5 protein-coding genes are annotated in these 24,272 nt (G+C 75.2%); all 5 read right to left on the bottom strand.

Features of this window, described 5'->3' with window-relative positions:
• Genes ACGFI7_RS08025 through ACGFI7_RS08005 form a run of 5 tightly spaced genes read right to left on the bottom strand, consistent with a single transcriptional unit; the run spans position 1 to position 24,082 of the window.
• Positions 1–9,912 (bottom strand): amino acid adenylation domain-containing protein, encoded by a 9,912-nt coding sequence (locus ACGFI7_RS08025; RefSeq protein ID WP_393400664.1) that lies wholly within the window; start codon positions 9,910–9,912, stop codon positions 1–3.
• A gap of 14 nt (positions 9,913–9,926) precedes the next feature.
• Positions 9,927–16,367 carry an amino acid adenylation domain-containing protein gene (locus tag ACGFI7_RS08020; protein WP_393400662.1) on the bottom strand — a complete coding sequence of 2,147 codons (6,441 nt, stop codon included), beginning with the start codon at positions 16,365–16,367 and terminating at the stop codon, positions 9,927–9,929.
• On the bottom strand, positions 16,357–20,355 hold the full coding sequence (locus ACGFI7_RS08015) for an amino acid adenylation domain-containing protein (RefSeq protein WP_393400660.1): 3,999 nt from the start codon (positions 20,353–20,355) through the stop codon (positions 16,357–16,359). The genes ACGFI7_RS08020 and ACGFI7_RS08015 overlap by 11 nt, the downstream gene beginning before the upstream one ends.
• A complete protein-coding gene (locus tag ACGFI7_RS08010; RefSeq protein WP_393400658.1) occupies positions 20,352–22,121 on the bottom strand; it encodes a carbamoyltransferase in 1,770 nt (589 codons plus the stop codon). The genes ACGFI7_RS08015 and ACGFI7_RS08010 overlap by 4 nt, the downstream gene beginning before the upstream one ends.
• Positions 22,118–24,082, bottom strand: a complete 1,965-nt coding sequence (locus ACGFI7_RS08005) for an amino acid adenylation domain-containing protein (protein WP_393400656.1) — start codon at positions 24,080–24,082, stop codon at positions 22,118–22,120. The genes ACGFI7_RS08010 and ACGFI7_RS08005 overlap by 4 nt, the downstream gene beginning before the upstream one ends.
• Positions 24,083–24,272 lie beyond the last annotated feature (190 nt).

The raw sequence follows: 24,272 nt of genomic DNA, 5'->3' as shown, positions 1-24,272 counted from the left end.
TCATGCCTCCCGGAAGTGTCCGGCCACGATCGGCCCGATCAGGGCCATCGCCTCGGCCCTGGCCATGGCGTCGTGGTCGCAGTCGATCTCGTGGACGGTCAGCCGTCCGGTGATGTGCGGCGCCCAGATCCCGGCCGCCGACAGCTCCGCCGGCCAGGTCCGCTTGGCGACGAACAGCAGAGCGTCGCCGTCGTGGCGGCCGGGCCGGTGGGCGTCGAGCAGCTTGGAGTTGCGCAGCACGGTTTCCGTCATCGACGCGACGAGCTCCTCGTCGAGGTCGGCCGCGTAGCCGACGGAGTCCATGAGCAGGGCGCGGGCCTCGGCGGCGTCCTCGATCCCCGGCCGCTCCGCGCCGGAGAAGGCGGGATAGCTGTCGAGCTGGGCCAGCAGCCCGACCTGGCCCGGCAGCCGCTCGGCCATGGCGTGCGCCACCAGGCCGCCGAACGACCAGCCGAGCAGGTGGTAGGGGCCTTCCGGCCGCACCCGGCGGATGACCTCCAGGTAGCGTTCGGCCATCTCGCTCACCGAGCCCGGCTGGTCGGGCCCGGTGGCCTGCAGGCCGTAAACCGGCCGGTCCGGTTCGAGGTGCGGCAGCAGGCTGCTGTAGCACCAGCTCACGCCGCCGACCGGGTGCACGCAGAACAGCGGCGGCAGGGTGCCCGACGGCCGCAGCGGCAGCAGCACGTCGAACGGGTCGTCGCCGGCGCCGTCGCCGGACAGGCGCTCGGTCAGCTCGGCCACCGTGGGCGCGGCGAACAGGTCGCGGATGCTCAGCGCGGCGCCGAGCGTCGCCCGCACCCTGCTGATCAGCCGGGCGGCCAGGATGGAGTGGCCGCCGGCGGCGAAGAAGTTGTCGTCGACGCCGAGTTCCGGCCGCTCCAGGACCTCGGTGAACAACCCGAGCAGGGTGTGCTCGCGCGGCGTGCGCGGCGGCCGGTGCCCGGCGCGCGGCGGCTCCGGCAGCGCCCGGCGGTCGAGCTTGCCGTTGGCGTTGAGCGGCAGCTCGGGCAGCGGCAGGTAGGCGGCGGGCAGCATGTGGGTCGGCAGGTGGGCCAGGGCGTGGCTGTGCAGCCGGGCCGGGTCGACGTTCTCGGGGGTCACGTAGGCGACGAGCTGGTCGTCGCGGACGATGACCGCCGCCTGGGCGACGCCGGGCGCCTGGCCGAGCGTGGTCTCGATCTCGGCCGGTTCGATGCGGTGGCCGCGCAGCTTGACCTGGTTGTCGGCCCGGCCGGCGAACTCCAGCGCGCCGTCGGCCCGCCGCCGGGCCAGGTCGCCCGTACGGTACCAGCGCCGCCCGCCGGGGGCGGCCACGAAGCGCTGCGCGGTCAGGCCCGGCCGGCCGAGGTAGCCGCGGCCGACGCCGGGACCGCCGATGTACAGCTCGCCGCGCACGCCGGGCGGCACCGGCAGCAGGTTGTCGTCGAGCAGCAGCACCTCGGTGTTGGCCATCGGGTGCCCGATCAGCGGGACGTCGCCGTCGCGCACCCGGTACCCGGTGCTGTCGTTGGTGCACTCGGTCTGGCCGTAGTAGTTGTAGCTGTCGGTGACGGGCGCCTCCCGCATCGCCCGCCACAGCCCCGCCGAGACCGCCTCGCCGCCGACCATCAGCGCCTTCGGGTGGTGCCTGCCCGGCGCGAACAGCCCGGCCGCGACGAGTTGCTCCATGAAGACCGGGGTGAGGTCGACGAAGCCGATGCCGTGCCGGTCGATGTAGTCGACCAGGTCCTCGGGCGTCCGGCGGGTGACGTCGTCGATGACGTGCAGTTCGTGGCCGTCCATCAACCACAGCATCGAGTCCCACGAGGTGTCGAAGGTCAGCGGCACCACGAAGCCGACGCGTAGCCGCTCGCCGCGGGCCGCGGTGAACAGCCCGTGCCGGTGCGCGCCGAGCAGGTGCGCCAGGCCGCCGTGCTCCAGCACCACGCCCTTGGGCCGCCCGGTGGACCCGGAGGTGTAGATGACGTAGGCGGCGTGCCCGGGAAGCGGCGGGGTGCCCGGGTCGTGCGCGGGGCCGTCGGGCACGTCCTCCAGCAGCACGGTCCGCTCGTACGGCACCGCGCTGTCCCGGGTGGCCAGCACCAGCAGCGGGCGTGCGTCGTCCAGGGTGTAGGCGATGCGCTCCGCCGGGTGCTCCAGGTCCAGCGGCAGGTAGGCGGCGCCCGACTTCAGCACGCCCAGCACCGCCGCGATCATCTCGGCGCCCCGGGGCAGGGCGAGCGCGATCAGCCGCTCCGGTCCCGCGCCGCGGGCCCGCAGGTGGTGGGCGATGGCGTTGGCCCGGCGGTTGAGCCCGGCGAAGGTCCACCGCTGATCGCCCGCCACGACGGCGACGGCGTCCGGGGTCGCGGCGGCCTGCCGCTCGAAGGAGGCCGGCACGGTCAGCTCCGGCGGCTCGATCCTGGGGCCGCGCGAGCGGGCGAACTCCCGCTCCAGTTCGTCGAAGGTGAGCACCGGCAGCGCCCCGATGCGGGTGGCCGGCTCCTCGACGGCGGCCTCCAGCAGCCGCAGCAGGCGCTCGGCCAGGGACTCGGCGGTCGAGCGGTCGAACAGGTCGACGGCGTACTCCAGGTAGGCGTCCATGCCCTCGGGGCGGCCGCACTCGTCGTACCGCTCGATGACGTCGAGGGTGAGGTCGTAGTCGGCGGTGCCGTGCCGTACCGGCTCGTGGGCCGTCCGCACGCCGGGGAAGGACAGGTCGGCGGCGGTGTTGTTCTGGAAGACCAGCAGCACCTGGAAGAGCGGGAAGCGGGCGAGCGTCCTGGTCGGGTTGACCGCCTCGACGACCCGCTCGAACGGGGTCTCCTGGTGTTCGTAGGCGGCCAGGTTGGCGTGCCGCACCCGGGCGAGCAGCTCGTCGAAGCCCGGGTCGCCCGAGGTGTCGGTGCGCAGCACCAGCGTGTTGATGAAGCAGCCGACCAGGTCGTCGAGGCTCTCGTCCGTACGGCCGGCCACCGCGGTGCCGATCGGGATGTCGCCCCCCGCGCCGAGCCGGGTGAGCAGCGCCGCGAGCGCCGCCTGCGTGACCATGAAGAGGCTGACGCCGTTCTCGCGCGCCACCTCGGCCATCCGCGCGTGCACCTCGGCGGGGACGGTGAAGGGCACGGTGTCGCCGCGGTAGCTGGCGATCGCCGGCCGCGGCCGGTCGGTGGGCAGCTCCAGCTGGTCGGGCAGGCCGTCGAGGGTGGTGCGCCAGAAGTCCAGGTGGTCGTCGCCGGGGTCCTGCCAGAGCGCGAAGTCGGCGTAGCGCACCGGCAGCGGACGCCAGCCCGGCTCCCGGTTCTCCAGCCTGGCGCGGTAGGCCTCGGCCAGGTCGCGCGCGAGCGGCGCCATCGACCAGCCGTCGCAGGCGATGTGGTGCACCACCAGGAGCAGCACGTACTCGTCCGCCGCGAGCTGGAAGAGCCGGGCGCGCAGCGGCGTCTCGCGCGTCAGGTCGAAGCCCTCGGATGCGACGGCGGTCAGCAGGCCGGGCAGGTCGGCCTCGGCGACCGGCTCGGGGGCGAGTCCGATGACGGCGGGGGCGAGGATCCGCTGGTACGGGCCGCCCGCGTCCTCGGGGAAGACGGTGCGCAGCGGCTCGTGCCTGGCCACCACGTCGGTGAGCGCGGCGGCCAGCGCGGCGGTGACCAGCGGCCCGCGCAGCCGCAGGCAGGTGAGCGTGTTCTGGGCGTGGTCGCCGGCGTCCTCCAGCCGGTTGAGGAACCACAGGCGGCGCTGGGTGAAGGACAGCGGCAGCCGGTCCGGCCTGGCCATCGGGCGCAGCGCGGGCCTGGCGTCCTCGCGCAGCACCTCCGCCAGCCCCGCCACGGTCGGGTGGTCGAACAGGTCGCGGATGGTCAGCGTGGCGCTCAGCGCTCCCCGGATCCGGCTGATCAGCCGGGTGGCCAGGATGGAGTGGCCGCCGTTGGCGAAGAAGTCGTCGTCGATGCCCAGGTGGGTGGCGTTGAGCGTGTCGTTGAACAGCCGCAGCAGCGTCTCCTCACGCGGCGTGCGCGGCGGCCGGTGCCGGGTGGCCGGAGGTTCGGGCAGGGCCGCCTTGTCGAGCTTGCCGTTCGGGGTGAGCGGCAGCGCGTCCAGCGGCAGGATCGCGGCGGGCAGCAGGTGGGTGGGCAGCTCGGTGCGGGCGTGCGCCAGCACCGCCGCCGGGTTGGCGCGGGCGGGCACGACGTAGGCGATGAGCTGGTCGCCGCGGAGGATCACCGCCGCCGCGGTGACGCCGGGCGCCCGGCCCAGCGCGTGCTCGATCTCGGCCGGCTCGATGCGGTGGCCGCGCAGCTTGATCTGGTCGTCGGCGCGGCCGAGGAACTCCAGCGCGCCGCCGGGCAGCCGCCTGGCCAGGTCGCCGGTCCGGTAGAGGCGGGCGCCGTCGTGCCAGGCGACGAAGCGCGCCGCGGTCAGCCCCGGCCTGCCGAGGTAGCCGCGGCCGACGCCGGGGCCGCCGACGTACAGCTCGCCTCGGCTGCCGGGCGGCACCGGCTGGAGGTGGGCGTCCAGCAGGTGGACCTGGATGCCGGTGAGCGGGTGGCCGATGAGCATGGTGCCCGGCTCGCAGCGCCAGGCGGTCGCGTCGACGGTCACCTCGGTGGGACCGTACGCGTTGATCATCGTGCGGCCGGCGGACCACCACTCCATCAGGCCGGCCGGGCAGCCCTCGCCGCCGACGACGAGCATGCGCAGGTCGGGGAACGGCTCGCGGGGCACGGTGGCGAGGATCGCGGGCGGCATGTGGGCCAGGCTGATCCGCTGGTCCCGCAGGAAGGCGCCGAGCTCCTCGCCGGTGTGGGTGGCCGGGGCGACCACCAGGCAGCCGCCGCGCGTGAACGCCGTCGCCAGCTCGGAGACCATCACGTCGAACCCGGGAGAGACGAGCTGCAGCACCCGGTGCGCGGGCCCGCCCGCGGCGTCCAGCCGCTCGCCCAGGTTGGCCGTCAGGTTGGCCAGGCCGCGGTGCTCCAGCACGACGCCCTTGGGGGCGCCGGTGGAACCCGAGGTGTAGACGACGTAGGCGGCCGACCCGGGCTCCGGCCGCACGCCCGGGTCGTGGTCGGGCCCGCCGTCCAGGTCCTCCATCAGCAGCCTGCGCTCGTACGGCACGTCCGCCGCGCGGGAGGTGAGCAGCAGCAGGGGGCGGGCGTCGCGGAGCGTCGAGGCGATCCGCTCGGCGGGGTGACCGACGTCGAGCGGCAGGTAGGCGGCGCCCGCCTTGAGCACGCCCAGGATGGCGGCGATCAGCCCGGCCGAGCGCGGCAGGGCGAGCGCGACCACGCTCTCCGGTCCCGCGCCCGCCGCGATCAGGTGGTGGGCGATCCGGTTGGCCTCGCGGTCGAGCTCGGCGTAGGTCCACGTGGCCGCTCCGGCGGCCAGCGCCGGGGCGTCCGGCGTGCGCGCGACGTGGCTCGCGAAGACGTGCGGCAGCAGGTCCGGCTGCCCGTCGCGGGCGGGGCCCGCCGTCCAGCCGGTCTCCTCGGCGCTCAGCAGCGGCAGCCGCGAGACCGGCCCGGCCGGGTCGGCGACGGCCGCGCCGAGCAGCCGGGTCAGCCGGGCCGCGATCGCCTCGGCCGTCGGCCGGTCGAACTGCTCCAGCGCGTGGTGCAGCGCGCCGTACAGCCGGCCGCCGGTCTCGTGCACGGCGAAGGTCAGGTCGAACTGGGCGGTGGGCACCTGGGTGTCGAGCCGCTCCACGTCCAGGCCGGGCAGCGCCCAGACGTCGCGGCGCTCCTCCTTGGAGTAGGTGACCAGCACGTCGAACAGCGGGTTGCGGCCGGGCACGCGCGCCGGGTTGAGCCGCTCGACGATGCGCTCGAACGGCGTGTCCTGGTGGGCGAACGCCTCCAGCACGGTCTGCCTGGTGCGCCGCAGCAGCCCGGCGAAGTCCGGGTCGCCGGTGAGGTCGCCGCGCAGCACGAGGGTGTTGACGAAGAAGCCGATCAGCGGCTCGGTGGCGGGGTGGTCCCGGCCGGTGGCCGGGGTGCCCACGGCGACGTCGGACCGGCCGGTCAGCCGTGCCAGCAGCGCGTGCACGGCCGCGAGCAGCACCATGTAGACGGTGACGCCGTGCTCACGGGCCAGCCGGTGCATGCCGTCGGCGGGCAGGTCGAGCGGGACGTGGCCGCCGCGCCCGGCGAGCGCGGGCGAGCGGGGCCGGTCGGCGGGCAGGTCGAGCGGTTCCAGACCGGCCAGCCGGTCCGTCCAGTGCTCCAGGCTCGCCGGCTCGGCCGCGGACCGCTGGTGGACCGCGTGGTCGGCGTACTGGACGTCCAGCGGCGGCAACTCGTGACCTTGGTAGAGGGCGGCCAGCTCGTCCCAGAGGACGGGCAGCGACCAGCCGTCGCAGGCGATGTGGTGGAAGACCAGCAGCAGCACGTGCGCGCCGTCCGGCTCGCGATGCAGCCTGGCCCGCAGCACGGGGCCGCGCTCCAGGTCGAAGGGCCGGTCCAGGACGTCGTCGGGCCCGTCGTCCAGGTCGACCGGGGCGGGCGGGTCGATGACCTGGCGGGGCCGGCCGTCGACCTCGACGTAGCGGGTACGGAGGATCTCGTGCCTGGCGACGACGCCGCTGAGCGCGCGGGCGAGGGCGGCGCGGTCCAGCGGGCCGCGCAGCCGCACCGACACCGGCATGTTGTAGGCGGTGCTGCCGGGCGCGAGCTTCCACAGGAACCAGAGCCGTTCCTGGGCGAACGACAGCGGCAGCGCGCTCCCGCGCGGCGCGGGCTCGATCGGAACGGCCTCCGGGCGGGCGGCGGCCACCCGGGCCGCCACCCGGGCCGCCATGGCCGCCACCGTCGGCGCCTCGAAGACGGCGGTGACCGGGAGGTCGGCGCCGAGCTCCTGCCGCAGCGCGAACCGGAGCCGGGTGGCGAGCATGGAGTGGCCGCCGAGGTCGAAGAAGTCGTCGTGCGCGCCGACCTCGTCGTCGAGGTCGAGCAGCCGCCGCCAGATCGCGGCCACGGCCAGCTCCAGCTCGGTGCGCGGGGCCTCGTACGCGGCCCGGCCGCCCCGCGTCCCCGCGCCCGGGTCGGGCAGCCGTGAGCGGTCGACCTTGCCGCTCAGCGTGCGTGGCAGCGCGTCCACCACGACCACGGCCGACAACCACATCGGCCGCGGCAGCCGCTCGTTGCAGAAGTCGCGCAACGCCGCGGCGTCCACGCCGTGACCGGCCACGGCGTAGCCGACGAGGCGGTGGTCACGCCCGTCAGGCCAGGCCAGCACGTGGCAGTCGGTCACCGCCGGATGCCCGCGCAGGACGGCGCGCACCTCGCCGGGCTCCACCCGGTGGCCGCGGATCTTCACCTGGTCGTCGTCGCGGCCGAGGAACTCGATGGCGCCGTCGGGCAGCCGGCGTCCCCTGTCCCCCGTCCGGTAGAGGCGGGCGCCGGGCGTCACGGCGAACGGGTCGGGCACGAAGCTCCCGGCCGTCGCGGCGGGCTGGTTCGCGTAGCCGCGCGCGACGCCGAGACCGCCGACGTACAGCTCGCCGACGACGCCGATCGGCACCTGGCGGCCGTGCTCGTCGAGCACGTGGACGGCGGTGTTGGCGGTGGCGGAGCCGACGGGCACGATGCCGGAGACGGTGCGGGCGCCCCGGCGGGCCTCGTGGATCGTGCTGTCGATGGTGGTCTCGGTGGCGCCCCACGCGTTCAGCACCCGCACCCGAGGCCCGAACGTGGCCATGAGGGCGTCGCACTCGGCCACCGGCAGCGCGTCGCCGCCGGAGATCAGCAGCCGCAGCTCGGGCAGGTCCAGCCCGGTGGCCGCCGCGTGATCCGCCAGGCCGTGCAGGACGGCGGGGATGCTGTCGAACGCCTCGATCCTTTCGGCGGCCAGCGCGTCGGCCAGCGCGGCCGGGTCGAGCGCCAGGGCGCGCGGCGCGATCACCAGACTGCCCCCGAAGCCCAGGCTCCTGACCACGTCGCCGAGGAAGACGTCGAAGGACGGGCTGGCGACCGTCAGCCAGCGGCGGACCGGGATCTTGCGGGCGGCCCAGTCGGCCCGGAGGTTGGCCAGGCCCCGCCTGGTGACCATGACGCCCTTGGGCGTGCCGGTCGAGCCGGAGGTGTGGATGACGTAGGCCAGGGCGTCCGGGGACACCCGCCGCTCGGGCCGGTGCGCCGGCCGCCCGGCCGCCTCGGCGACGCCGGCCACCCGCCACGGCCCGGCGGGGACGGCCGCGCCGAAGCCGGGATCGGTCAGCACGAGCGCGGGCGCGACCCCGGCGAACATGGCGGCCAGCCGGTCCGCGGGCTGGTCGGGGTCCACGGGGAAGAAGGCGGCGCCCGCCTTCAGCGCGGCCAGCGGGGCGATCACCGCGTCGGGACCGCGGCCCACGCAGACCGCCACCACGTCGTCGGGCCCGGCGCCGGCCTCGGCGATCAGGTGGGCGAGCCGGTTGGCCCGCCGGTCCACCTCGGCGTACGTCAGCCGCTCCGCGTCGCACACCAGCGCCAGGTCGCCGGGCGCGGCGTCGGCGCGCGCCTCGACGTACCCCTCCAGCCCGGTCCTCGGGTCGAAGGCGAGCCGGGTGGAGTTCCATCGGGCCAGCTGACGCCGTTCGGCCTCGGTGATCAGCTCGTACGCGGAAACGGGCCGGTCGGGGTCGGCCGCGGCCTGCCGCAGCAGCTCGACCAGCTGGCCGGCCAGGCGCTCGACGGTGGCCGGGTCGAACAGCTCCGCGTCGTACTCCAGCGTGCCCGCGAAGGAGTCGTCCAGGCTGAAGGTCAGGTCGAACAGGGCGCCGCCGCCGTCGCACGGGTACGGCTCGCCCAGCACGGGCCGCGCGCCCGCCGCGTCGCTGCCGCCGGTGACCATGACGTCGAACAACGGGTTGCGCCCGGCCTCGCGCACCGGGTTGAGCCGCTCGACCACGCGCTCGAACGGGATGTGCTGGTGGGCGAAGGCGTCCAGGACGCTCTGCTTCGTCCTGGCCAGCAGTTCGCGGAAGGTGGGGTCGCCGGCCGTGCCGGTCCTGACGACCAGGGTGTTGACGAAGAAGCCGATCAGCGGCGCGACGTCCGGCCGGTCGCGGCCCGCCGTCGGGGTGCCCACGGCGATGTCGTGCCGGCCGGTCACCCGCGACAGCAGGGCCTGCACGCCGGCGAGCAGCACCATGAACGGGGTCGCGCCGTTCCGTCTGGCCAGCTCGCGCAGCCTCGCGACGCTGTCGCCGGGCACCCGGACCGGCACCAGCAGCCCCCGGTGGGCGGGTTCCCGCGGGCGCGGCCGGTCCAGCGGCAGGGCCAGTTCCTCCAGCCCGGCCAGTTGCCCGCACCAGTGGTCCAGCCCGTCGCCGTCGGCCTCGGCCCGCTGGCGGTGGGCGTGGTCGGCGTACTGGATGTCGAGCGCGGGCAGGTCCTGGCCGCGGTGGAGCGCGTCCAGCTCCCGCCACAGGATGGGCAGCGACCAGCCGTCGGCGGCGATGTGGTGGAGCACCAGGAGCAGCACGTGGTCGTCCGGCGCGAGCCTGAACAGCGTGGCGCGCAGCACCGGGCCGCGTTCCAGGTCGAACGGGGCCGCGCACTCCTGGTCGACCAGGGCGCGCAGCTCGTGCTCCGGCACCGGGACGACCGGCAGCGCGGCCGGGGCGGCGGCGTCGACGACCTGGGCGGGCACGCCGCCCTCCGCGACGTACCGGGTGCGCAGGATCTCGTGCCTGGCCACCACCCCGTCGAGCGCCCGGCCCAGCGCCTCGGCGTCGAGCGGGCCGCGCAGCCGGACCGCGGCCGGGGCGTTGTAGGCGGAGCTGTCCGGCGCCGTCGACCACAGGAACCAGAGCCGTTCCTGCGCGAAGGAGAGGGGCTGCGGCTCGCCGGTGCGCGGCGTCCGCGGCCGCCGCTCGCCCGCCAGCCGCTCCAGCAGGAGCTTGCGCCGCTCCGGCGGCAGTTGCGCGATCCGCGCGGCGAAGGTCTCCGACATGCGTGCGTGTCCTCTCATGACTCGGACGGCAGGAGCCGCGCGAGCTCGTCGTCCGGCAGGGCGAGGACGAGCCGGTCGAGCTCCGCGGCGAGCCGTCGGGCCAGCGCGGAGATGCGGGGTTCGGCCAGGATCTGCTTGATGCCGAGGTCCACGCCGAACGCGGTGCGGATGCGGAAGGCGATCTGGACGGCGTCGAGCGAGTTGCCGCCGAGTTCGAAGAAGTCGTCCTCCACGCCGGGCCGCTCGACCTCCAGCACCTCGCGCCAGATGTCGGCGATCGCCTCCTCGACGGGGTCGCGCGGGGCCACGTACCGGCCGCGGGTGGCGGGCCGGCCGGCGTCGGGCACCGGGAGGGCGGCTCGGTCGATCTTGCCGTTGGGGTTCAGCGGGAGCCGGTCCATGATCATGACGGTGCCGGGGACCATGTGCTCCGGCAGCCGATCGGCGAGGTGGCCGAGCAGTTCCTCGGCGCTGACGGCCGCCCCAGGCTGCACGTAGGCGAGGAGCTTGCCCTCGGGCGCGGTCACCACGCACGTGGCCACCGCCGGGTGCGCGGCCAGGGCCGCCTCCACCTCGCCCAGCTCCACCCGGAAGCCTCTGACCTTGACCTGGTGGTCGCGGCGGCCGAGGAACTCCAGCGTGCCGTCGGGCCGCCAGCAGGCCAGGTCGCCGGTGCGGTAGAGCCGGGCGCCCGGCGTGCCGGAGAACGGGTCGGCGACGAAGCGCTCGGCGGTCAGGCCGGGCCGCCGCCAGTAGCCGACGGCCACGCCGGGGCCGCCCAGCCACAGCTCGCCCGGCACGCCGACGGGGGCCGGGGAGAGGGTAGAGCTCACCACCCACGCCTGGGTGTTGGCGATCGGCGGGCCGATCTGACCGTTGGTGGCCGGGATGTCCGCCAGCGGCCGGCAGGTGGAGATGCTGGTCACCTCGGTCGGGCCGTAGATGTTGTGCAGCCCGGGGTGACCGGTCCGGCGCACGCTGGCCAGGTTGACGCGTTCGCCGCCGATGTAGACCTGGCCGACGGTGGAGAACACCCCGGGGTCGGCGCCGACCGCCGAGTTGAACAGCGCGGTCACCAGGGCGAGCGTGGTGACGCCTTCGGCCCTGACCAGCTCGGCCAGGCGGGACGGCGACAGCACGGTCTCGTTGGGGACGATCACCAGGCGGCCGCCGTTCAGCAGCGCTCCCCACAGCTCGAACAGCAGCGGGTCGAAGGAGGCGTTCGACAGCTGGGCCACCACGCTGTCGGGGCCGAGCCGCACGTAGTCGGTGCCGCACACCAGCCGCACGATGCCGCGGTGCGCCACCGCGACGCCCTTGGGCCGGCCGGTGGAGCCGGAGGTGTAGACGACGGTCGCCACCCGGTCGCCGCCGCCGTGGCCCGCCGCGTCCACCGGGCCGGCCGGTCCGGCGATCTCCTCCAGGGGCATGCCCTGTCCTGCGGCGAGCGGCAGTCCGGCCAGCAGGTGGCGGTGCCCGAGCACCACGCCCGCGTCCGTGTCGGCCAGCATGAACGACAGCCGCTCCGCCGGGTACGACGGGTCGAGCGGGACGTACGACCCGCCGGCCCGCAGGATGCCGACGATGGCCGCGACCAGGTCGGCGGAGCGTTCGGCGCAGAGCCCGACCAGGTCGCCAGGCCGCACCCCCGCCGCGCGCAGCCGGTGGGCGACCGCGCCCGCGCGCTCCCACAGGTCCGCGTAGCTCAGCCGGGTGCCGCCGTCCACCACGGCCACGCTGTCCGGCCGCGCCCGCACGTGCTCCGCCACCAGCTCGTCCAGCGACCGCTCCAGCGGCGCCGGGCGCAGCGTGGCGTTCCAGCCTTCGATCTGCGCCCGCTCGGCCGGGGCGGCCAGCGGCGCGGCGGCGACCGGGGCCCGCGGGTCGGCGACGACCTGGTGCAGGGCGGTCAGGTAGTAGTCGCGGACGCGGCGGATCTGCTCGGGCGCGAACTCGCCGGAGTGGAAGTCGAGCCCCATCAGCAGCCCTGCGCCCGAGCGCGGGTTGCGCAGGAAGCCGCAGACGAACGGGTAGTTGGTCGGCTCGACCCGCACCGTGGTGAAGGCGTCCAGCTTGGGGTCGACGAAGGAGAGCTCCCCGGTGTCGAGCACGTTCTTGAGCACGTGGAAGTGGTTGTAGACGAAGTGCGTCTCGTACAGCGGGCCGCCGCCCGCGAGCTGCTGGATCTGCGACATGGGGAAGCGGCGGTGCGGCAGCAGGGCGTTCTCCTCCTCGAAGACGGCCCTGATGAGGTCGGCCCAGGTGCCGCCGACCCGCGCCCTGATCGGCAGCGAGTTGAGGAACAGGCCGCGCGACTCGGTGCCGTCCGCCTCCTCCAGCCGCCCGTTGAACGCCATGCCGGTGACGACGTCCTCGGTCCCGGCCAGGTAGGCGAGCACGCGCAGGTGCACGGCCAGCAGCACGCTCTTCAGCGGCACCCCGAGCTGCTCGGCGGTCCGCTCCAGCCCCTGGCACAGCCCGGCCGGGATCTTGGTCTCGCGCCAGGCGTAGAACTCGCTGCTGCCCTCGGGAAGGGTCCAGTCCTCCACCGCGTACGCCGGGTCCGTCTCCTCGGCGGGGCAGTCGGCGGGCCAGCGGGGCAGTTCAAGCCGCTCCAGGCCGGCCAGCCGCTCGCGCCACCAGGCCCGCTCGTCGCCCGACTCCACCGCCTGGCGTTCGGCCTCGACGAAGTCACGGTAGGTGGAGGCCGGAGGCGGCCCGGCCGCGGCGGCCGGGTCCTTCAGCAGCGCGAGATACCGCTCCAGGATCTCCGCGATGGTGGAGTGCAGGCTCCAGCCGTCGAGGATGGCGTGGTGCTCGACCAGCGTCCACTGGAAGGTGTCGTCGCCGCGCCGGTGCACGAAGAAGCGCCACAGCGGCGGCCTGGCCAGGTCGAAGGGGCGCTCGCGTTCCCGGTCGACCAGCTCGCCGATGACCCGCCCCTGCTCCTCGGCGCTCAGCCCGCGCAGGTCCGCCACCTCGATCGGCAGCTCGGCGGCGCGGTGGACGAGCTGCAGCATGTCGCTGTAGCCGCTGAGGTGGAAGGAGGTGCGCAGGATGTCGTGGCGCGCCACCACCTGCGCGGTCGCCTCGCGGAACGCGCGCTCGTCCCACGGCGCCCGCAGGTGGAAGCTGTCGACGTTCTGGTAGAGCATGCGGTCGTCGGACTCCATGTGGAAGACCATCCCGACCTGCAACGCCGCCATCGGGTACGCGTCGGCCACGTCCTCGGGCAGCCTGGCCCGGTCCTCCTCCGACACCAGCGCGTACCGCTCCCGCGCCCGCTCCACCGGCGCGGCGGGCGTGATGTCGGTGGCCAGTTGCGCCACGGTCGGCAGCTGGAAGAGCCGCTGCAGCTCGAAGTCGAGGCCGCGCTCGCGGGCCAGCGCCAGCACCTGGACGCTGCGGATGGAGTCGCCGCCCAGGTGGAAGAAGTTGTCCGTGACGCCCACCCGGTCCAGTTCGAGCACCTCCGCCCAGACGCCGGCCAGCACCCGCTCGGTCTCGGTGCGCGGCGCGACGTAGGCCCTGCCCAGCGCGGGCCGCTCCTCGGCGGGGTCGGGCAGCGCGGCCCGGTCGATCTTGCCGTTGCGGCTCTGCGGCAGCTCGTCGAGGATGACCACGACCGAGGGGATGAGATGCGCGGGCAGCCGGGGCTCCAGGAACTCGTGCACGTCCTCGACGCTCAGCTCGCCGCGCGACTCGACGTAGGCGACCAGGCGCCGCTCCGGCGAGCCGTACGCGACCACGACGCACCGGCTCACCCGGGGGTGCTCGCAGACGGCGGCCTCGACCTCGCCCGGCTCGATGCGGAAGCCGCGGATCTTGAGCTGGTGGTCGGCGCGGCCGTGGAACTCCAGGGTGCCGTCGGGCCGCCAGCTCGCCAGGTCGCCGCTGCGGTACATGCGCGCCCCCGGCCGGCCCGAGAACGGGTCGGGCAGGAAGCGTTCGGCGGTCAGGCCGGGCCGCTTCCAGTAACCCCGGGCCACGCCGTCGCCGCTGACGTGGATCTCCCCGATCACCCCGGCCGCGACCGGCTGCCCGTCGCGGTCCAGGACGTGGATGCCCAGGTCGGCCAGGGGCACGCCGATCGGGCTGGTCCGCGACGCCAACAGGTTCCCGGTGAGCGGGGCGTAGGTGCTGTGCACGGTGGTCTCGGTGATGCCGTACATGTTGACCAGCCGCGGCGCGTCCTCGGGATGCCGCTGCCACCAGCGGCGCACCGAGTCCCGGTCGAGCGCGTCACCCGCGAAGACGACCAGCCGCAGCGCCAGCTCGGCGGCCCGGCGCTCGTCCACGCCGACGAACTGGCGGAAGACGGCCGGGGTGGCGTTCAGCACGGTCACCCGCTCGCGGGCCACGAGGTCGTAGTAGGCCTCGGGCTCGCGGCTCTCCCAGTGGCTGACCACGACCAGCCGGCCGCCGGTGCCCAGGCAGTTCCACACCTCCCAGACGGAGACGTCGAAGGAGCTGGAGTGCAGGAGGGTCCAGACGTCCGCGGGGCCGAAGCCGTAGTCGGACTGGGTGCCCGCCAGCAGCCGGACCACGTTGTGGTGGGTGACCATGACGGCCTTGGGCGCGCCGGTGGAGCCGGAGGTGTAGATCAGGTACGCGAGATCGTCCGGGCCGGGTCCGGCGACGGGGTGGCGCGCCTCGGCGGCCGGGGTCTCGGCGGCCGTCGCGTCGGCCAGGACCGTGCGGTAGTCCCCGTCCGGCAGGTCGACGCCGCGCTGCGTGACCACGATCCCCAGCTCTGCGTCGGCCAGCATGAACGCCAGCCGCGCCGCCGGGTAGGCGGGGTCGAGCGGCACGTAGGCCGCGCCGGTGCGCAGGATGGCGAGCATCCCGACGACGAGCTCCGCGCTGCGCCGGCAGGCCAGGCCGACCAGGTCGCCCGGCCCGGAGCCCAGCCGCGCGGCCAGGGCGCCCGACCGCTCCCACAGCTCGGCGTAGGTGAGCCAGAGCGGCCCGTCGGTGACGGCGACGGCGTCCGGCCGCGCCTTGACCTGCTCGGCGACCAGGCCGGGCAGGGTGGCGCCGGGTTCGATCCGGCGGGCCGGGCCGGACCAGCGCCCGATGAGCCGCCGCTCGGCATCCGGCAGCGCGCTGATCCGCGAGACGGGCAGGTGCGGCGCGGCCAGCAGCCCGGCGAGCGCGGTCTGCCACTGCTCGGCCAGCCGCCGCGCGGTCCCGGCGTCGAACAGCGCGGTCGCGTACTCCAGCTCGACGCGCAGCTCGCCGTCGCAGTCGATCACGGTGACGGTGAGGTCGAACTTGGCGGTGCCGGTGTCGGCGGGCAGCTGCGTCGCCTCGGCCGCGCCCAGCCGCCAGCGGGCGCGCTCCTGCCGGTGCAGGCCGAACTGCACCTGGACCAGCGGCGGGTATGACAGCTCGCGCTCCGGCTGCAGCACGTCGACCAGCGCCGCGAACGGCACCTGCTGGTGCGCCTGCGACTGCGCCGACGACTCGCGCACCCGCTCCAGCAGTTCGGCGAAGGTGGGGTCGCCGCTCAGGTCGGCCCGGATGACGAGGGTGTTGACGAAGAAGCCGACGAGGTCCTCCAGCTCGGGGGCCGGCCTCCCGGCCACCGGCGTGCCGATCACCAGGTCGGTGCGGCCGCTCCAGCGGCCGAGCACCAGCGCGAAGGCCGAGAAGAGCACCTCGAACACGGTCGCGCCGGTGGCCCTGGCCAGCTCGCGGACCCGCTCGGGTGCGGGCAGCCGGAAGTGCTCGGTGGCGCCGTCGTACTCCTGGAGCGGCGGGCGGCGGCGGTCGGTGGGCAGTTCGAGCAGCGGCGGGAGGCCCTCCAGGTGCTCGCGCCACCAGGCCAGGCCCTCCTCCAGCGGCCTGGCGCGCTCCCACGCCGCGTAGTCGGCGTACCCGACGGGCGACGGGGCGGGCTCGCCGCCCGCCAGCTCCTTGAGCAGCAGGTCGAGCGACCAGCCGTCGACGGCGATGTGGTGGAAGGAGAGCCAGAGCAGGTGGTGCTCCGCGGTGCGGCTGATCAGTCCGGCCCGCAGCAGCGGCGCCGCCGCCAGGTCGAAGGGCTTCCTGACCCGCTCCCCGGCGAGGCTCGTGGCGGTCTGCCAGTCGGGGGCGCGTTCGTGGCTCCACGGCACGTCGGCCCGCTCGTGCACCCGCGTGCGCGGCCGGCCGCCGGCGTCGGCGACGAAGGCGGTGCGCAGCACGGCGTGCCGGTCGGCCAGCCCCTGCACGGCCTGGCGCAGTTCTTCCGCGTCGGCGGGACCGCGCAGCTCCAGCAGCACGGGCACGTTGTAGAGGGGGGTGCCGGGCCGCCACTGGTCGAGGAACCACAGCCGCTCCTGGCCCGATGACAGCGGATCGTCGCCCGGCCGCCTGGGCGGCACTGTGGGCGCGGCGGCGGCCGGACCGGCGAGGCCGGCCTCGGCGAGCAGCTTGTCGATCAGCAGTTCTCGTGCGCGGTCAGTGTGCATCTGCGATCTCTTCCTCCGCGCCCACACGGGCGTGCCGTACCTGCAGGACGATGGCGGCTATCCGGTCCAGCCGGTCGGGGTCCGGCTCGCGCAACGCGGCGGCCAGCCCCCGGACCGTCTTGTGCCGGAACAGGTCGCGGACCGACATCGAGGTGCGCAGCGCGCGCTCGGCCCGGGTGGTGACCTTGACGGCGTGCAGCGAGTGACCCCCGAGCTCGAAGAAGTCGTCGGTGACGCCCAGCCGGTCCAGGCCGAGCACCTCGGCCCAGATCTCGGCGAGCAGCTCCTCCACCGGACCCGCGGGCGCGACCGTCGCCGCCGCCGAACGCCGCTCCTCCGGCGCGGGCAGCGCGGACGTCTCGACCTTGCCGTTGGGGTCGAGCGGCATCCGGTCCACCAGGACCACGTGCGCGGGCACCAGATGGCCGGGCAGCTCGCGGGCCAGGTCCTCGCGCACCGCCCCGGCCGTCAGCCCGACGTCGCCGCCGGGCTGGACGTAGGCGATCAGCTCCACCGGGCCGTCCTGCGGGCCGCGCGCGACGACGACGCAGGCCCGCACCCCGGGCAGCGCCGACAGGGCCAGCTCGACCTCGCCGGGCTCGACGCGGAAGCCGCGGATCTTCAGCTGCCGGTCGATGCGGCCGAGGAACTCCAGGGTCCCGGCGGGCGTCCAGCGCACCAGGTCGCCGGTGCGGTAGAGCCGTCCCGGCCCGCCGGAGAAGGGATCGGGGACGAAGGCGCGGGCGGTCGCGCCCGGCCGCCGCCAGTAGCCCCAGGCCACGCCGGGACCGCCGAGCCACAGCTCGCCCGGCACGCCCACCGGGGCGAGGTCGCCGGTTTCCAGGTCGACCACCCGGGCGGTGGTGCCGGAGATCGGCCGGCCGATGGGCCCCCGGGTGGTGGGCGGCTCGGTGAGCGGCTGGCAGGTGGAGAAGGTGGTGACCTCGGTCGGGCCGTAGACGTTGTGCAGGGCGCGCGGGCCGCGCCCGCCGCGCAGCACCTCACCCACCCGGGCCACGTCGAGCGCCTCGCCGCCGAAGCAGAGGTGGTCGACGGTGGCGAAGGCGTCCGGCTCCTCGCCGGTGACGGCGTTGAACAGGGCGGTGGTGAGGAAGAGCGTGGTGACGCGCTCGGCCCTGATCAGCTCGGCCAGCGCCGGCGGCGACAAGGCCGTCGCGGGCGGCACGACGACCACCCTGCCGCCGTTGGCCAGCGCTCCCCAGACCTCGAAGGTGATGGCGTCGAAGGAGGCGTTGGACAACTGGGCGAGCACGGTCGTGGTGTCGAGCGGGACGTAGTCGGCGCCGCGCACCAGCCGGACGATGCCGCGGTGCGGGACCACGACGCCCTTGGGGCGGCCGGTGGAACCGGAGGTGTAGATGACGTAGGCGGCGTCCTCGGGCCGGATCGGCACCTCGGGTCCGGCCGCCGGGCTCAGGTCGTCGACGGGGATGGTCTCGATCCCGGTACGAGGGAGCGCGTCCAGCAGGTCGCGGTGGCCGACGACGGTGCCGACGCCGGTGTCCTCCACCATGAAGGCCAGCCGGGCGGCCGGGTAGGAGGGGTCGAGCGGCACGTAGGCCGCGCCGGTCCGCAGGATCGCGAGCATGGCGACGATCAGGTCGGCGCCGCGGTGGCAGGCCAGACCGATCAGCCGGCCGCGGCCGGGGCCGAGCCGCGCGGCCAGCGCGCCGGACCTCGACCAGAGCTCGGCGTAGGTGAGCTTGACGCCGCCCGCCGAGACGGCCACCGCGTCGCCCCGGTCGGCCACCTGCCGCGCGACCAGCTCGGGGACCGTACGACCGGCGTCCGTGTCCGCTGTCTCCTCGGCGCGTGACCAGCCGGTCAGCCGGCGTCGCTGGTCGGCGGGCAGCGACCGGACTCGCGACACCGGCTCACCGGGGGCCGCCAGCAGCCCGCGTACCAGCTCCAGCCACTGCGTCACCAGGCGGTCGGCCGTCGCCGCGTCCCACAGGTCGGCGGCGTACTCCACCTCCAGCAGCATCTCCCCCGGCGCCTCGTGCAGGGTGAACGTGAGGTCGAACTTGGCGGTGCCGGTATCGGTGTGCCGCAGCCGGGCCGCCAGCCCGTCGGCCAGCTCCCACTGGTGGTGCGAGGGCCGGTAGTGCGCGAAGGCCACCTGCACCACCGGCGCGTGGCTCAGCGCCCGTTCCGGCTGCAGCGCGTCCACCAGCAGGGCGAACGGCAGGTCCTGGTGGCCGAGCGCGGCCGTCGCGCTGTGCCGTACCCGCTCGACGAGCTGCGCGAAGCTCGGATCGCCGGCCACGTCCGCGCGGACCACCAGGGTGTTGACGAAGAAGCCGACGAGCGGCTCCAGCTCGGGCAGCGGCCTGGCCGCCACCGGCGTGGCGACGGGCAGGTCGGTCCGGCCCGTCCAGCGGCGCAGCAGCAGCGCGAACGCCGACAGCGCCACGTCGAACACGGTCGCCGACCGCGACCGCGCGAAGTCCGCCAGAGCCTCGGCCAGGTCCGGCGGCAGCACCCGCCGCCGGGTGCCGCCCCGGAAGCTCTGCACCGCCGGGCGCGGCCGGTCGCCCGGGAGTTCCAGCACCGGCGGCAGCCCCGCCAGGTAGGAGCGCCACCACCGCAGGTGGTCGGCGACGGGACGGCCGCGCTGCCAGGCCGCGTAGTCGGCGTAGCCGTACCCGTCGAGCGGCGGCAGCGGCAGCCCGCGGTAGGCCGCGCCCAGGTCGTCGAGCAGGCGGCCCAGCGACCAGCCGTCGACGGCCAGATGGTGGATGCACATGTGCAGCAGGTGCCGGTCCGCCGCGACGCTGACCAGTCCGCCCCTGATCAGCGGCGGCACGGCGAGGTCGAACGGCTCGGCGACGTGCTCGCGCACCAGCCGCCAGGCGTGCGCCCAGTCGCCGGCCTCCTCCCGCCGCCACGGCACCCGGGCGTCGCGGGTCAGCGGCCTCGGCTGCCCGTCCACGCTCTCGAACGCGGTACGCAACGCCGGATGGCGGTCGGCCACCCGTTGCAGCGCCTCGCCCAGCCGGTCGGGGTCGGCCGGGCCGGTCAGCTCCAGCACCAGCGGCACGTTGTGGAGCGCGGTGCCGGGGCGCCACTGCTCCAGGAACCACAGGCGCTCCTGCTCCGGCGACACCACCGCGGGCCCGGCGGCGCCGGTCAGCGGGCGGTCCGGGCCGGCCGCCGCGCGTTCGACGACCTTGGCGCACCTGGCCAGCGTCGGGGCGCTGAACAGCTCGTCGAAGTGCACCTCGACGCCGAAGGCGGCCCGGATCCTGCTCAGGGCCATCGCGGCCAGGATGGAGTGGCCGCCGATGGCGAAGAAGTCGTCGTCCACGCCGACCCTGGGCACTTCCAGCACCTCGGCCCAGATGTCCGCGAGCCTCCGCTCGGTGGGCGTGCGCGGGGCGACGTAGGCGATCTCGTCCCAGTCCTGGAGGGCCGTCACCGGCTCGGCGGCGAGCACCACGTCCGCCAGCGGCGTGTCCGGCTCCTCGGCCAGCAGCCGCAGGAGCGTCTCCAGGCGGTCCAGGTGCCAGCGCATCGCCGGCTCGGTGTAGCGGTCGGTGTCGTAGTCGCACTCCAGCAGCCAGCCGTCGGCGGCGGCGCGCAGCAGGAACACGCAGTCGCAGTCGCGGAGCTCCAGCGACGCCCGCGCGGCCTCGGCCCGCTCGATCCCGGCCGCCACCAGGATCCGGGGCTCGCCGTCCCGGTCCGGCAGGTCGCCCAGCCGGGCGCCGCCGGCCGGGAACAGGTCGCCCAGGCGGGTGCCGTCGTGCACGGCGGCGCGGAGGACCTCCAGTCCGGCGCCCGATGCGCCCACCGTGACCTCGTCCGAGTCCGGTGTGGCGATCAGCGCCAGGGCCGCCGCCGCCAGCCAGGCCAGTGGCGTCCCCGGCGGGGCCGGGGCGGTGAACCCGGCCGACAGGTGACCGCGGACGTAGCCGGGCCGTGCGGTGGGCGCGACGTCGGGCGGGAGCGTGGTCGCGCGGTTCACGACGCGCTCCCCGGCAGCACCACGTGATCGCCGATGATCAGCCGGTCCAGGCCCGCGCGCAGGAAGGTGTCGACCGCCTCGCGCGGCGTGCGCACGATCGGCTGGCCGCGCATGTTGAACGAGGTGTTCAGCAGCATGGGCATCCCGGTACGGGCGCCGAAGGCCTCCAGGAGCCCGTGCAGGAGGGGGTTGGCGTCGGCCCCGAGCGCCTGGACCCGGGCGGTGCCGTCGACGTGGGTGACGGCGGCCAGCCGGTCGCGGTGCTCGGCACGGGTGCGGGTGGTGAACAGCATGTGCGCGTACTGCCGTTCGCGCCCGCGCCTGATCTCGAAGAACTCCGACGCCGCCGCCTCCGTCACCACCGGGGCGAAGGGCCGGAAGTCCTCCCGTTTCTTGATCAGGTTGTTGATGTGGTCGCGCATCCGCGCCTCGCGCGGGTCCGCCAGGATGCTGCGGCAGCCCAGCGCGCGCGGCCCGAACTCCATGCCGCCCTGGAACCAGGCCACGACCTCGCCCCGCTCCAGCGCCTCGGCGGTCTCCGCGAGCAGCTCCGCCTCGTCCGTCACCCGCCGGGCGCGGACGTCCCGCCTGGTCGCCAGGTGCCCGGCGATCTCGTCGGGCTCGTACGCGCTGCCCCAGTACGGCATCCGCATCGGGCGGATAGGCGTCTCCGGCTTGCGCGTCGCGTGCAGGTACAGCGCCGACCCCACCGCCGTGCCGTCGTCGCCCGCGCCCGGCGGCACGAAGACCCGGTCGAACAGGCGGCTGCGCAGGATGAGCCCGTTGGCCGTGCAGTTGAGCGCGACGCCGCCCGCGTAGCAGAGGTCCCGCAGCCCGGTCTGGCGGCGGAAGTGCCGCAGCACGTGCAGCAGGCAGCGCTCCAGCGCCGCCTGCGCCGCCGCCGCGAGGTCCATGTGCCGCTGCTCGATCGGCCCGCCCGGCTCCCTGGCCGGGCCGAACGTCTCCTCCAGCACGGCCAGCACGCCGCGGTGGGTCTCACGCTGCAGCAGGTCGCCGTCGCGGGCCAGCACCGGGAGCGCGAACTCGGGGCCCAGCCGCAGGTGGACCATCCGCCGCAGGTCGCGCTCGTAACGGGTGCGGTCGCCGTACGAGGCCAGGCCCATCATCTTGTACTCGTCGAGGGCCATCTCGAAGCCGAGATACAGGGTGAACACGCCGTAGAGGGTGCCGAGCGAGTGCATGGCCGGGACCGTGTGCAGCGTCTCCAGCTTGCCGCCGGTCCCGGAGAGCACGGTCAGGCTCTCGGTCTCGCCTCGGCCGTCGGCCACGAGCACCAGGCAGTCGTCGAACCCGCTGGCGTAGTACGCGCTGGCCGCGTGGGCGAGATGATGCGGTACGGGCGCGAAACGGGGGCGCACCGCCGCGTCCGGGAAGTGCTCGGCGAACCAGTCCACCTGGCGTTCCGGGTCGTACACCTCCGCGTACCGCCTGGCCAGATAGCCGTCGCCGGTTTCCAGCTCGGAACGCTCGTGGGCGAAGCCGTGGCCGATCAGGTCCAGGTCGTCCAGGCCGAGCCCGCCCCGCTCCAGGCAGAACCTGATGGCGTTGACCGGGAAGCTGCCGGTGGTCTTGTCGCCGGTGAACCGCTCCTCGGCCGCGGCGGCCACGATCTCGCCGTCCACGACCAGGGCCGCCGCCGAGTCGCGGCCCTGGCTGATGCGGTACTCCCGCTCGGAGAGGCCGGGCAGTTCCCGGCGCTTGAACTCCTCGGAGCCGTGCAGGCCGCTGATACCGAGGATTCTCATCGCGCCTCCATGAGGGTTCCCGCGTGCACCTGGAGCGCGGTCCGGTCGATCTTCTGGCTGCCGGTCAGGGGGAGGGCGGGCAGGATGACGACGTGCTGGGGCATCAGCGCGCGCGGGAGCCACTGCTCCAGGTGCTCGCGCAGCTCGGCCCCGCGGGTGCTGTCCGCCTGCGCGTACAGGACGAGCCGCTTGTCGTTGGCGCCGTGCTCCACCACCACGGCCGCCGCCCTGACGACCTGGGGGTGCCGTTCGGCGACGGCCTCGATCTCCTCCAGCTCGATGCGCTGGCCGCGCAGCTTCACCTGGTGGTCGACGCGGCCGTGGTAGGCGAGCGTGCCGTCCGGGCGCCACGCGCACAGGTCGCCGGTCCGGTACACCCGGCCCAGCTCGGGATGCTCCTGGAAGACGGCCGCCGTCCGCGCGGCGTCGCCGATGTAGCCGAGCGCGAGCTGCGGGCCGCTCAGCACCAGCTCGCCGATCTGCCCGACGGGGGCCGCGCGGTCCCACCGGTCGAGTACGGCCGCGCGGATGCCGGGCAGCGGCCTGCCGATCGGCACCGGGTCCGCCGGCGGGTCGGGCACCCGGTGGAGGACCGTGTAGATGGTGGTCTCGGTCGGCCCGTAGCCGTTCCACACCCGGGCCCCGGTGCGCTGGAGCGCGGCGACCAGGGTGGCGCCGAGCGCCTCGCCGCCCGCGATGACGTCCGCGCCGGCCAGGCTGCCCGGCTCCAGGTACGGCACGGTCATCCGCCAGGTCGTGGGCGTGGCCTGGACCAGGTCCAGGCGTCTGCCGGACAGCCGGGCCGCCAGCCGTTCCGGGTCCCGCTGCAGGTCCTCGTCGACCAGCAGGAGGCGGCCGCCGGTCGCCAGCGGCAGGAAGATCTCCATGGTGGACATGTCGAAGGTCAGCGTGGCCATGCAGGTGACGTGCGGGCGGTCCGCGCCGATCAGGTGGGCGATGGCGCCCACGCAGTGCCGCAGCGCTGCGTGCGGGATGGCGACCGCCTTCGGCGTGCCGGTCGAGCCCGACGTGGACAGCGCGTACGCGACCCCGCCGAGCTCCACCGGGAAGCCGGGCGGAGCACCCGCGGCGCCGGAGGCGGGCACGTCGGCGCCGAGAGGCCCGCCCGCGCCGGACGCGTCGGTGCCGGGCGGTGTGCCCGGGGTCGCCGGGACGGTGTCCAGGGTGAGCATGGCGCATCCGGGCACGTCGGCGCCGGGGGGCAGCACCGCGTGGGCCGCGCCCGCCGTCTCCAGCTGGCGGCTCAGCCGCAGCGGCGGGTGCGTCGGGTCGAGCGGCAGGAATCCGGCCCCCAGCGACCACGTGGCCAGCAGCGCCGCGATGGTCTCGATCCGGCGCGGCAGGCCGATGCCGACCAGGTCGCCCCGCCCCACCCCGGCCCGCGCGAAGCCCGCGGCGATGGCCGAGGTGAGCTCGCCGAGCTGCCGGTACGTGACGGTCCTGTCCTCGTGCTCGATCGCCACCGCGTCGGGCCGGGAGACCATGTGCTCCCGGATCATCGAGGCCACCGTGCGGTCGGTGTCCCAGGACCGTCCGGCGTGGGCGCCCGCGACGACGCGCTCGTCCTCGTCGCTCCACAACCACGCCCGCCCCGCCGGTTGCTCCGGGTCCGCGGCGAGCGCCGCGGCCAGGTGCCCGCGCAGCAGGGGCTCCGCCTCGACGGAGCCCGCGCCGAGATCGGCCACGAGCGTCCGCCCGCCCGCCGTCACCGCCACCACCGGGCCGGCCGCCCCGGGCACGGTCGCGACCTGCCCGGCGATCGCGCTCAGCGGCGCCCGCCACGGCAGCCGGACTTCCCGCCCGCAGATCTCGCCGCTCAGCTCATCCGCGCCGTCCTGGCGGGCGAGAACCACCAGCCCGGCCGCCGCGATAACCGCACCGGAAGGGACGTCGAGTTTATCCGCAAGCCGTTCCGCGGCCTCGAATATCTGATTTTCCATGTGGACTACGCCAATTCAGAGAGAGGGAATTCCACGAAACTCCGCGTGCCGAGCAGAAAGCTATAGGCCGGCGAGCCCGGCCACGAGCAGGCAGGCAGCAAGGTGGCAAGTTCGCGCCAGGTTCGGCCAGGCGGCCCTCGGCCGGTGTTACAGTGACGCCCGATAAGCAGCCGCGATGGGAAGAGAGCCG

This window comes from Nonomuraea sp. NPDC048826, from assembly GCF_043198225.1.
Lineage (GTDB): Bacteria > Actinomycetota > Actinomycetes > Streptosporangiales > Streptosporangiaceae > Nonomuraea.
The sequence above is the reverse complement of the archived record's forward strand: the minus strand, read 5'-3'. Positions and strand labels throughout refer to the sequence as shown.